1 protein-coding gene is annotated in these 406 nt (G+C 64.8%); it reads left to right on the top strand.

The genetic code is table 11. From position 1 onward, the window contains the following. Positions 1–406: cbb3-type cytochrome c oxidase subunit I (locus KUM38_RS35110; protein ID WP_217135676.1), on the top strand; the 406-nt coding region annotated here is incomplete at both ends.

Here is a 406-nt window from a genome sequence, read left to right as displayed (position 1 = left end):
TGTGGATCATGGGCCTGGCGTTCTCCGGCTTCGGCACCATCCTCGGCTCGGTCAACTTCATCACCACGATCATCTGCATGCGCGCGCCCGGCATGACGATGTTCCGCATGCCGATCTTCACCTGGAACGTGCTGCTGACCGGTGTGCTGGTCCTGCTCGCCTTCCCGGTGCTGGCCGCGGCGCTGTTCGCGCTGGAGGCGGACCGCAAGTTCGGCGCGCACATCTTCGACTCGGCCAACGGCGGGGCGCTGCTGTGGCAGCACCTGTTCTGGTTCTTCGGCCATCCCGAGGTGTACATCATCGCGCTGCCGTTCTTCGGCATCGTCAGTGAGATCATCCCGGTCTTCTCCCGCAAGCCGATGTTCGGCTACATGGGCCTGATCGGCGCGACCATCGCGATCGCGGG

Source organism: Streptomyces sp. AC558_RSS880 (assembly GCF_019049255.1).
In the GTDB taxonomy this organism is placed as follows: Bacteria; Actinomycetota; Actinomycetes; order Streptomycetales; family Streptomycetaceae; genus Streptomyces.
The sequence above is the reverse complement of the archived record's forward strand: the minus strand, read 5'-3'. Positions and strand labels throughout refer to the sequence as shown.